This window comes from Gallalistipes aquisgranensis (genome assembly GCF_014982715.1).
GTDB classification, from domain to species: Bacteria; Bacteroidota; Bacteroidia; order Bacteroidales; family Rikenellaceae; genus Gallalistipes; species Gallalistipes aquisgranensis.
Genome location: NZ_JADCJY010000001.1, coordinates 659,147 through 670,848 on the forward strand (window position 1 = coordinate 659,147; position 11,702 = coordinate 670,848).

5 protein-coding genes are annotated in these 11,702 nt (G+C 57.3%); all 5 read left to right on the top strand.

The window, feature by feature from the left end:
• The first annotated feature begins 65 nt into the window (after positions 1-65).
• Genes INF32_RS02355 through INF32_RS02375 form a run of 5 tightly spaced genes read left to right on the top strand, consistent with a single transcriptional unit; the run spans position 66 to position 11,587 of the window.
• The gene (locus INF32_RS02355) at positions 66-3,137 is read left to right on the top strand and encodes a SusC/RagA family TonB-linked outer membrane protein (protein ID WP_226386811.1); all 3,072 of its coding nucleotides are present in this window, start codon (positions 66-68) and stop codon (positions 3,135-3,137) included.
• Positions 3,138-3,143: 6 nt separating this feature from the next.
• Positions 3,144-4,853: a RagB/SusD family nutrient uptake outer membrane protein gene (locus tag INF32_RS02360; RefSeq protein WP_226386812.1), complete on the top strand. Its 1,710-nt coding sequence runs from the start codon at positions 3,144-3,146 to the stop codon at positions 4,851-4,853.
• 34 nt (positions 4,854-4,887) lie between these two features.
• Positions 4,888-7,899 carry a SusC/RagA family TonB-linked outer membrane protein gene (locus INF32_RS02365; RefSeq protein ID WP_226386813.1) on the top strand — a complete coding sequence of 1,004 codons (3,012 nt, stop codon included), beginning with the start codon at positions 4,888-4,890 and terminating at the stop codon, positions 7,897-7,899.
• A gap of 17 nt (positions 7,900-7,916) precedes the next feature.
• Positions 7,917-9,749, top strand: a complete 1,833-nt coding sequence (locus tag INF32_RS02370; protein WP_226386814.1) for a RagB/SusD family nutrient uptake outer membrane protein — start codon at positions 7,917-7,919, stop codon at positions 9,747-9,749.
• 20 nt (positions 9,750-9,769) lie between these two features.
• The gene (locus tag INF32_RS02375) at positions 9,770-11,587 is read left to right on the top strand and encodes a formylglycine-generating enzyme family protein (RefSeq protein ID WP_226386815.1); all 1,818 of its coding nucleotides are present in this window, start codon (positions 9,770-9,772) and stop codon (positions 11,585-11,587) included.
• Positions 11,588-11,702 lie beyond the last annotated feature (115 nt).

Genomic DNA, 11,702 nt, shown 5'->3' on the forward strand with positions numbered 1-11,702 from the left:
CTAACTGCTAATTCGATATGAGGAAATTTACGATTTCATCAGTCGCAACCGCGATTCGGTGCGGCATGACCTTCCTCTTTGTCTCGATGGTGCTGGGATTCACCCTCGCGGCCGGACCGGCTTCGGCCCAGGCTCAGCGGCGCACCGTGAAGGGAGAGGTGGTCGACAAGGACGGCAATCCTCTGCCGGCGGTGCTGGTGGACCTGAAAGAGAGTCTGATTTCCACGCTCACCGACCGCGAAGGCCGGTTCGAAGTCCAGTTCCAGGGAAAGTACAACACACTGATCTTTTCGCTGGACGGATATAACGAGCAGAGCGTGGTGTTCGGCAAGGAAAACTATCTGAAGGTGATCCTGACTCAAAACGACAAGGCCAAAGACCGGGACATCTATCTGATGTACGGTAAACAGAAACAGTCCAAGATCACTTCGGCGGTCTCCACCGTATGGGGCGAGGAGATCGAGGATATCCCCGTCATGTTCCAGAATGCGGCATTGACGGGGCGGCTGCCGGGCGTGCTGACCATCCAGGAGAGCGGAGCCCCGGGACAGGACAACGCCGGCCTCTACCTGCGCGGACGCCGTTCGTGGCAGAACCGCAACCCGCTGGTGTTCATCGACGGACACCGTCGTGACTTTTCGCTGGTCGACCCCCACGAGATCGAGCAGATTTCGGCTTTCAAGGATGCCGGTGCGCTGGCGATCCTCGGTCTGCGGGGCGGCAACGGAGCCTTGATGATGACCACCAAACGGGGTATCGAAGGGCGTCCCGTACTGAGCTGGAATTCGCAGGTGAATATCCAGTATCCCACCCGGCTGCCCGACTTCCTCGATTCGTGGCATTACGCCACGCTTTACAACGAAGCCATGCTCAACGATGATCCGTCGGCTGAGCCCCGTTACAAGGAGGAGGACCTGAACAAATATCTCACGGGAGAAAGTCCCTACACGCACCCGAACGTGGACTGGCTGGACGAGAGTCTGAAAAAGGCCTCCGTGTCCCAGCGGCACAACCTGAGCATCCGCGGAGGCAGTTCGGCCGCCCGCTATTTCGTCAACCTTTCGTTCATGAACAACGACGGTCTCTACAAAACGGATAAGGACGTCAATACCTATAATACCAACGCGGGCTTCAAGATGTACTCGATCCGTTCGAACGTGGACGTGAACCTGACCAAGACCACGCTGCTGGCCCTGAGCCTTTACGGGCGCCAGCGTGTGCAGAACAACCCGGGCGCGACGACCACGACCAATGCCCTGTTCAATACGCTCTATTCGATTCCCTCGAATATCTTCCCGCTCAACTACGGATCGGACAAGGTGGCCGGTACCAACGAGTTCCGCAACAATCCCTACGGTATCCTGAACCACAGCGGATATTCCAAGTATATCCACAGCACGATGGAGTCCTCGATCGAGATGCGCGAAAACATGGACTACTTCGTCAAGGGGTTGAGCGTCCACGGTGCGTTGGCTTTCGACCTGCGTTTCGACAATACGATCAACCGCAGCAAGACCTATCCGGTTTACCAGTATAAAGGGGTGGACGAGTTCGATAACCCGATTTTCGACGTCTGGGGCGAGGAGAAACCCCAGAACAACTCCAACTCGTTCGGCAGCCGCAAGATACGTATCTTCGACGTGGAGGTCGGTGTCGACTACAACCGTGTATTCGGCAAGCACGACGTGGCGGCCACGCTGATGTACAACAACAACCAGGAGTCGGACGATACGGAAAAGCTGACCAATTTCCACCAGGGAGTTTTCGGCCGTGCGACCTACGTGTTCGGCTCGCGGTATATCGCCGAATTCTCGTTCGCCTACCAGGGCTCCGAACAGCTCCCGCCCGACAATCGCTACGGGTTTTTCCCGGCCGGTTCGGTGGGGTGGGTCCTCTCCGAGGAGCCGTTCATCAAGCGTAATATCGGCAACGTGCTCAGTTTCATGAAGCTTCGTGCTTCGTACGGACTTTCGGGCAACGACGACGGTATTCCCTACTATTATTACCTGCCATCCTTCAAGCTGAACAGTTCGAACCGCTACAATTTCGGCGTGACGGGAACCAACGTGGCCGGATGGGTCGAAGACGGTCTTTACAACGAGCATGTCACCTGGGAAGAGTCCAAAAAGCTGAACCTGGGGGCGGATATCCGCCTGTTCAAGGACCGGCTGAGCCTCGGGTTCGACTATTTCGACGAGCAGACTTCGCAGATTCTGACCGAGCGCATGTCGGTCTCTTCCCTGCTGGGTATGGGTGCGGGGACGGGACCGCTCGGCAACGTCGGCAAGACCAAGAACCGGGGTTACGAGGCCCAGATTGCTTATACCGATCACTACAAGGATTTCTGGTGGACGGTCGGCGGTAATATCGCCTATGCCCGTAACGAAATCCTTTTCAACGACGAGCAGGCCTATGCCTACAATTACCGAAAGACCGTGGGGCACTCCATCAACGATATTTTCGGATATGTTGCCAACGGGCTCTATTTCGACGAACAGGACATGCTCAACAGTCCCTCCACTTCGTTCGGTACGGCTTTCCCGGGCGACATCAAGTACCGCGACCTGAACGGCGACGGCATCGTCGACAACCAGGACCAGAAGCGGTTGGGGCACAGTAATCTGGCCGAGACCAACTACGCCTTTTTCGTGGGACTCAACTGGAAGGGTTTCGATTTCAATATGCTCTTCACGGGTGTGGCCAACCGGAACTATTACATGAAGAATACCAGTGCCGCCGTCATTGCCTTCTACAATGTGGCGGGAACGGGCGGCAAGTACGACGGAAACGTGCAGCAGTACCACTGGGACCACCGTTACAACCCGTCCGATCCTTCTACCTGGAAGACGGCCACCTATCCGCGCCTTTCGCTGGCCGGCCGGGACCACAATACCCAGCAGTCGAGTTTCTGGCTGGAGAACGGCAATTTCCTGCGGCTGAAGAATCTGGAAGTGGGGTACACCCTGCCGCGCAGGATCACGCAGAAATGGTACATTTCCAAGGCCCGTATCTTCTACAGCGGCTACAACCTGGCCACGTGGGACAACATGCGGATGCTCGATCCCGAAAGCGGACCCAATGCCAACAATTATCCCGTTCAGGTGGTGCATAGTATCGGTATCAACATTCAGTTTTAAGGAATTATGAAGAAAATAAGCATATTATTCGCGTCGGCGGCACTCGCCTCCTCCTGCGCCATGAACGACATTCCGCTGGAGAACATGCCGCCCGAGATCGCTTTCCGGGACAGTCTCCGGGTAGAGATGTTCGTCAACGAACTCTACGCCTACCTCCATACCGGACAGAGTTACAACCGGCTGGGAAGCGGCGGTACGGGCGGTTCCATGTTCGACTGCGTGACCGACCTGGCCGTCTATACTCCCGTACGCAATCAGCCCGAGGTGAACAAGTTCACCCAGGGTACCCTGAACGCCTCTGCCTCGGGCAATCCCGACGCCCGCTGGGCGGAGATCTACCAGGCGATCCGCAAATGCAACGTGGTGCTCGACAACATAGATTATGCCGTGAACGTCTCGCAGGAGCGGAAGAACCGGTTCATCGGTGAGGCTACGCTGCACAAGGCGATCCAGCACTTCGAGGCGATCCGGCGTTTCGGCGGTATCCCCATCATGGACGACATATTGGACATGACGGGCAATATCAACATTCCGCGCAGTACGTTCGAAGCCTCTGTAAAATATGTGGTGGAACTGTGCGACAGGGCGGCTCCGTTGCTTCCCACCCGCTACGCCGACAACGACTACGGACGCCTGACCCGCGGTGCTGCCTACGGCTTGAAGGCCCGTGTCCTCCTCTATGCGGCCAGCCCGCTCTACAACGAGAATCCGGTTCCGGGTTCGACCGAACTTCAGCGTTACGCTTCGCCCGACCACGAGCGGTGGAAATATGCGGCCGATGCCGCCCTGCAGGTGATCGACCTGAAAAATTCGGACGGCTCTCCGGCCCACAGCCTTTTCCGTCCCTATTCGCGCCTTTTCTTTACCCGTGCAGGGAACTACGAGTCTCTCATCATGAAACAGCAGGGTCTGACCAACAGCGTAGAGAAGGCGAACGGGCCTTCCGGTTACCAGAACGCCCGCGGCAATACGAACGCCACGCTGGAGCTGGTGAATATGTACGAGACGAAAAACGGTCTGCTGCCGGCGGACGATCCCGATTACGATCCGCAGAAGCCATACGAGAACCGCGACGAGCGTTTCAATACGAGCATACTGTACAGCGGCGCCCAACTTTGGGGCCGGTCCGTGGAGACGTTCGAAGGCGGAATGGACTATCCTGCCTCCAGCGGCGTGAAGGGATGCGTAACGGGATTCATGATGTACAAGCACATCGACCCCCAGACCAGTATCGTCAGTCCTGAAAAGACGACCTATCACGACTGGCCCATCCTGCGTTATGCAGACGTCCTGCTGATATATGCCGAGGCGATGAACGAATACATGGGCATGGGCGACGACGACCCGGTGACGGAAGAGCGGATTTACGAATGTGTGAACGAAGTGAGGGACCGGGCGGGGCTGCCTCCCGTGTCGGGGCTCACGCGCGGGGAGATGCGGACGCTGATCCACCGCGAACGTGCCGTGGAGTTCGCTTTCGAGGAGTCCCGTTACGGCGACCTCAAACGCTGGAGGGAGGCCGAAGTGGTGCTCAACCGTCCCGTTCACGGTGTGAAGGTCACGAAATCGGGTAGCGAAATCCGTTACGACTATACGGTCGACGGCGATTCGATCGTGATCGAGGACCGCGTGTTCCCCATGAAGTTCTACTATTATCCGATTCCCCAGTCCGAACTCGACAAGAACACGGCGCTGGTGCAGAATCCGAACTGGTAAAACTCCCCATTGTCAAATCCATAATTCATATTCAATGAAGAACTTTTTATTGATATTCATGATAGCGCTGATGGGGATGGGGATCAGTTCGCCACTCTATGCGCAGAAAGTTACCGTCACGGGACGCATCGTCGATGCCGCCGAAAAACCCGTGTTCGGCGCCAGCATCGTCGAAAAGGGAACTTCCACCGGTGTGATGAGCGACAAGGACGGAAGGTACAAGATCACGGTCTCCGGAGAGAAGAGCGTGCTGGTGTTCAGTTTCATCGGTTATGCCACGCAGGAGATCGCCGTGGGGGCGAAGACCCGGATCGACGTGGTCCTTGCGGAAGAGACCCTCGACATGGAAGAGGTGGTCGTGGTCGGATACGGCGTTCAGCGGAAAGCCTCCGTGGTGGGTGCCATCTCTACGGCCGATGCACGGGATATTCAGAAGACGGGTACCACCAACCTGACCCAGGCGATCGGCGGGCGTATCGCCGGTGTGATGACCAAATCCTCGGGAGGACGGCCCGGTGACGACGACGCCTCGATCTTTATCCGGGGCCGGGCCTCCTACGCTTCGGGCGGTTCTTCGCCGCTGGTGCTGGTGGACGGAGTGGAACGAGAGTTCTCCCAGATCGACCCCGAGGACATCGAGAACTTCTCGGTGCTGAAAGACGCTTCGGCCACGGCCGTGTTCGGTGTGCGGGGTGCCAACGGTGTGATCCTGATTACGACCAAACGCGGTGAGTCGGCCAAGCCGACCGTGGACCTGAGGGCTTCGGTGACGCTCAGCACCCCGATCCGCCTGCCGAAGAAACTGGGCTCCTACGACTATGCCCGCCTGATGAACGAGGCGTTGGTCAATGTCGGCGAGACGCCCCTGTACACGCCCCACGATCTGGAGATGTACCGTACCGGTGCCAGTCCCTACACGCACCCCGACAACGACTATTTCGAGGACATGCTCAAGGATTTCACCACCAAACAGCAGTATAACATGGTGGTAAGGGGCGGCACGCCGTTCGTACGCTATTACGTTTCCGCGAATTTCCTCGACGAGCGCGGTATCTACAATACGTTCGACAACAACAACTACGAAACCAACGTCTATTTCCGCCGGTACGGCCTGCGTTCCAATCTCGACTTCAACGTGACCCGGACCACCACCCTGGGCATTGATCTGTCGGGCCGTCTGGAAGAGCGCCACAACAACGGATACGGCGACAACCTCTACCAGTCGCTGGTGAGGACTCCGCCCAACTATTTCAATTACATCAACCCGAACGGTTCGCTCGGCGGCAACCTGAACCTGGTGAATCCCTACGCGGCACTCTCGCGGTACGGTTACGACCACTCCAAACGGAACGTGTTCGAGGCGGTGGTGAAACTGAACCAGAATCTGGATGCCATGACCAAAGGCCTTTCGGCCCGGGCCATGTTCGGTTTCGTCTCTTCGATGCGGTCGCGTCGGGACCTGAACGAGAAACCCGAGTTGTGGAAGTATGACAAGGACGGCAATTACAGCGTGGTGCAGGATGAGGAATCCATCACCATCGAAACTTCGGCCGGACCGCATACCCGCGACTTCACCGTGGAGGCGGCCGTGAATTACGACCGCAAGTTCGGCAACCATGCCGTGACCGGGCTGCTCGCCTACAACCGGCTCCAGAATTTCAACAATGCGAACCTTCCCATCGGTTATGTGAACTACGTGGGCCGTGTGACCTATGCCTATAAGAACAAGTATCTGGCCGAGTTCAATGCCGGCTACAACGGCTCGATGCAGTTCTCCAAAGACAAGCGTTACGGATTTTTCCCCGCTTTCTCCGCCGGCTGGGTGGTGTCCGAGGAGAATTTCTGGGGAAAGAACGCGAAGACGTTCAATTATCTGAAGATCCGCGGAGCGTACGGCGAGGTGGGTAACGACAAGATCGGTTCCGATACGTATTACTATTTGCAGACCTATCCCCAGCTTACCGCCAACCGTGTCTCCTTCGGAGGGACCAACCAGGCCGAAAACCGTATTTACGAAGGCAAGGAGGGTAACAGCGAAGTGGGATGGGAGCGTGCCCGCAAGGCGAACGTCGGTTTGGACATGAAGTTCTTCAACCAGCGTCTGAGCCTGACCGTCGATGCCTTCTACGAACACCGGACGGGTATTCTGGACCACGACGAGACCATCTCCACGATTTACGGTATGCTCGACCCGTCGGATTCCGACAAGGGTTTCCCCCCGCAGAATATCGGCGAAGTGAAGAACCGCGGATTCGAGATCGAACTGGGTTACGACGACCACGTGGGCAAATTCAACTATTACGTACGGGGAAACTTCTCCTTTGCCCGCAACAAGATCGTGAAACTCAAGGAGAGCCCCGTCACCTATCCCTGGATGAGCAAGATCGGCACTCCGATCGGACAGCGTTTCGGCCTGATTTGCGACGGGTTCTACAACAGCTATGAGGAGATCGCGGCGCTGCCGTCCGGTTTTTCGAGCAACCTGAAGCCCGGCGACCTGAAATACCGCGACGTGAACGGCGACGGCCGGACCGACAGCTATGACCTCTATCCGATCGGTTCCACGGGGCTTCCCGAGATTTTCTACGGTTTCACCCTCGGCGGCGAGTGGAAAGGGCTGGATTTCTCGATCTTCTTCCAGGGAGCGGCCAATTCGGACATCTATGTGAACGGATACGGATACTGGGAGTTCGTCAACCAGAGCGGCGTGATGGAGCATCATCTGGGACGGTGGACGCCCGAAAACAAGGATCACGCCACCTATCCGAGCCTTTCGCCCGCAAGTTCCGAACAGAACCACCGCCTTTCGACCTTCTGGCTGAAGAACGGGGCCTACCTGCGGTTGAAGAACGTGCAGATCGGTTACAGCCTGCCGCAGCGCTGGGTGAAGAAGATCGGCATGTCCAACCTCAGAATCTATCTGAGCGGGACGAACCTGCTGACCTTCTCGGAGTTCAAGGAGTACGACCCCGAATCGAACGACGGTGACGGATCGGCTTACCCGCAGATGAGCCAGTATAGTATGGGTCTGAGTATCAAGTTCTAATCCGCAAAACCGAGACTATGAAAACGAAATATTATATCCTGTCCCTGTGCACGGCGGCCGCTGCGTTCTTCTCCTGCACCGATGCCTCCTCCCTGTTGGACCGGGAGGATGTGGGAACCCTGTACGAGAGCGATGTGTTCCGTAATCCCGCCTATGCGCGCTATTTTGTGAACGATATTTATTACCATTTGCCGGGAGCGGATTGGACTCCGGGCACCGGTTACCAGCCCAAGAGCACGTGGTACGGGGCCTATCTGGAATGTGCGACCGACAATGCCGAGGCACGCCGGCTGGATTCCGATGCCCAGCACTTCAACGAGGGAAACTGGAATGCGGAGTCGATGCCGCTGGGCGACGTGTGGGCGAACGACTATGCCCAGATACGCGCCTGCAACAAGTTCCTGGAGAATTACGAGTCGATCACCCCGATCTCCGGAGTCGCCAGTGCGGAGGAGATCGAGTACCTGCGCGGACAGGTGATCTTCCTGCGTGCGCTCTTCTATGCCGATCTGGCCAAACATTTCGGCGGGGTGCCCGTAGTCGAGAAAGTGCTTCATTTCGATTCGCCGGAATTGCAGTCCTCCCGCTGGAAATTCGCCGATCTGGTCGATTATATCGTATCCCAGTGCGACGAGGCGGCCGCGATTTTCCGTGAGGTGGAGGGTGCGATTACGGAAGATACGTTCGGCCGTGCCAACGAGGGGGTGGCCATGTCCCTGAAAGCGCAGGTGCTGACGATGGCAGCCAGTCCGCTCTTCAACCGTCCGGCCGGTTATCCGCAGTACGATTCGGGCGATCCGAACGTGGCCCTGTGGCGGTATCCCGATTACGATCCGGAGCGCTGGCGGCGTGCGGCCGATGCTTTGGGTGCTGTTATCCAGTCCGGAAAATACTCCCTGTGGACCTCCAAGTCGGGTACGAAAACCGCCTATGAAACCTATTTCGTCACGCGGGATACCCGTCAGGAGTCGATCTTCTCCAGCCTGAAAGGTCCGGACATCACGCTCTATTACAGTTGCCTGCCTTTCGACTTCATGCTCATCAACGGAAAGGGCAGTCCGGTGTGCTACAACCTGCCGACCTACGACCTGGTAGCTTCGTACGAGATGGCCAACGGCATGCTGCCCGAACAGGAGGGTTCGGGCTACCGTCCCCTGCACCCCTTCTCCGGCCGCGATCCGCGTCTGGAGGCGACCGTATGGCACGACGGATCGACTTTTTGCGGCATCGAGTTCCAGACCTGGCGCCGGGAAACCACCTCGCAGAAACAGAACGGGAAGGACTATATCACCGGATACTCCCGCACCGGTTTCTTCATGAAGAAGTTTCTCGACGTGGATCTGAATCCGAACAACAAGGTGACCCTGCCCAACAGCATGCCGATCATCCGTTACGCCGATATCCTGCTGATGTATGCCGAGGCGCTGAACGAATATTATGACATGCCTTCCGCAATTCCGGGTGACAGCGCCTGCTGGGCGATCAACCAGGTGCGCAGCCGTGCCGGCATGCCTGACGTGGCGGAGACTTTCGCCAACAGGGGCTGGACGCTTGACCGTGACAATCTGCGCAAGCTGATCTACAACGAGCGGCGCGTGGAGTTCGCCTTCGAGAACCAGCGTTTCTGGGACGTGCGCCGCTGCATGATCGGTCCGGAGACGCAGCGGGCCGTGCATGAGCTGGACATCGTGCTCAAGGATGACGACAAAACCCGTATCTACACCGTGAAACAGATGGAGAAGCGGAGTTTCGAGAATTACATGAACCTGATGCCCATCCCCCAGTCGGAGATCAACAAGAACCGCAATCTAGTCCAGAACTGGGGCTGGGCGCCTGCATCTCTCAACTAACGCGATAAATGAAATCCGATATGAAAAACATCATAAAAATAGGAATCTGCGGCCTGTTCGCGCTGGCTGCGCTGGCTTCCTGCAAACAGGAGGACATCGTCGAACCGGACGTGCAGGTCTTTACGTACGAATTCTCGGAGATTACCCGTACCAGTGCGGTGGGTACCGCCTACATCACGGAAAACCGGATCGGAACGATCGAGGCGAAGGGTTTCTGCTGGGGCGAAACCTCTTCTCCGACCGTAAACGACCATAAGGCGGAGATCACGGGCGGCGAGCCGATCGGAACGTTCACCCTTCCCATCTCGGGTCTGGATGTCGCCACCACCTATTACGGCCGCTCCTTCGTCACCGTGGCGGGAGCGGTGCACTACGGCAACGAAATCACTTTCACCACGCTGGCCGCTCCTTCGGAAGGCTGGTGCCTGATCGACGAGGTGACGAACATCACGGCCATTTCCGCCGATGTCGTCATGCAGATCGCCGACAACGGAGGAAATGAAGTGCTGGAATACGGTATCTGTTACAACCAGACCGGCGATCCCACCGTGGAGAACGATACGAAGGTCGTTGCGGAGCAGGGCGGTTTCGAATTTACGGCCGCACTCACGGGGCTGTCGCAGCTTACCCAGTATTTCGTGAAACCTTACTTCATAACGGCCGAATACGGAGTGGTGTACGGCGAGCAGGTCGACTTCACGACTTCGACCTTCATCAAGAGCGTCGCTGCCTTCCCGGGCTTCCGGACGGCCTATCTGACGGCCCAGGTCGTCATGGATGCCGGATCGGAGACCACCGAACGCGGTATCTGCTGGGGTACGGAGCCCGACATAACCGTCGAAACGGCGGAGTATGCCGCAGTCGGCCAGGGCATCGGTAATTTCTATACGCTGGCGAGCGGACTGGAGAAAGGGTCGACTTACTACATGCGTGCCTATGCCAAAAATGCCGAAGGCACCTTCTACGGTGAGGCGATCCAGTTCACGACCCGGACGGGAGAGATTCTGCCCAACTTCTCGAAAGACCAGATGGTGCTCGTCGAGCACGGAACCTACGACATGGGCGAACCCAATACGGAGACGATTTCCTCCTGCATTACCGCGGATACTTACGGTAAGGAGCCTGTTCACCGGGTGACCATTTCGCGCGACTTCTACATGTGCAAGTACGAGGTGACCAACGAGCAGCTCTGTGCCTTCCTGAACGTCTACCAGAGTACGCGCCGCCGCGATTACGACCAGGCGATCTACAATGGCAGCGGACGTACCTTCTCGTTCAATGTATCGGGCTCTGCACCCAACCTGAGATTCACGCCGGTTTCGGGCTGTAATCAAAAGCCCGCCTCCAACTTCACCTGGGGCTGCGCCTCCCAGTTCTGCGAATGGCTTTCCGCCGAGTTGGGCGTGACGGTGCGCATGCCGACCGAGGCCGAGTGGGAGTTCGCCGCACGCGGAGGAAACCTCAGCCAGGGCTATACGTACAGCGGCAGCAACAACAGTTCCGAAGTGGCCGTATATACAAACAGCAAGACCGGTCCGAGCATCGTCGGTTCCAAGAAGCCTAACGAGCTGGGTATCTACGATATGTCCGGAAACGTCTTCGAGTATTGTTCGGATGCCTTCGACATGGACTTCTATCTGGACCAGGTGGGCAAGACCACGGTCGATCCGGAGAACGTCACCTCGGCTAAGAACGCCCAGCGTGTCATCCGAAGCGGAAGTTTCCGTCACAACGCCTATTTCCGGGTTTCCGCCCGCGGTAAGACCACGAACGAAGCCGATTGCGGCAACCATTCCGGTCTTCGTCTGGTGATGAATTCGCTCCCTTCCGAACTGTAACCGGGTCGGAATGAGTATGGCAAAGACCGTCCGGGCCTGTCTTCGGACAGACCGGACGGTCTTTTAAATGGATTGATAATATGGTCGTTGTCGTGTGTCGCGGGTTTGTCGTTCA

Bases quoted from the DNA above. Each gene is read 5' to 3' on its own strand.
- INF32_RS02355 (WP_226386811.1), top strand. From the start codon at position 66: ATGACCTTCCTCTTTGTCTCGATGGTGCTGGGATTCACCCTCGCGGCC.
- INF32_RS02360 (WP_226386812.1), top strand. From the start codon at position 3,144: ATGAAGAAAATAAGCATATTATTCGCGTCGGCGGCACTCGCCTCCTCC.
- INF32_RS02365 (WP_226386813.1), top strand. From the start codon at position 4,888: ATGAAGAACTTTTTATTGATATTCATGATAGCGCTGATGGGGATGGGG.
- INF32_RS02370 (WP_226386814.1), top strand. From the start codon at position 7,917: ATGAAAACGAAATATTATATCCTGTCCCTGTGCACGGCGGCCGCTGCG.
- INF32_RS02375 (WP_226386815.1), top strand. From the start codon at position 9,770: ATGAAAAACATCATAAAAATAGGAATCTGCGGCCTGTTCGCGCTGGCT.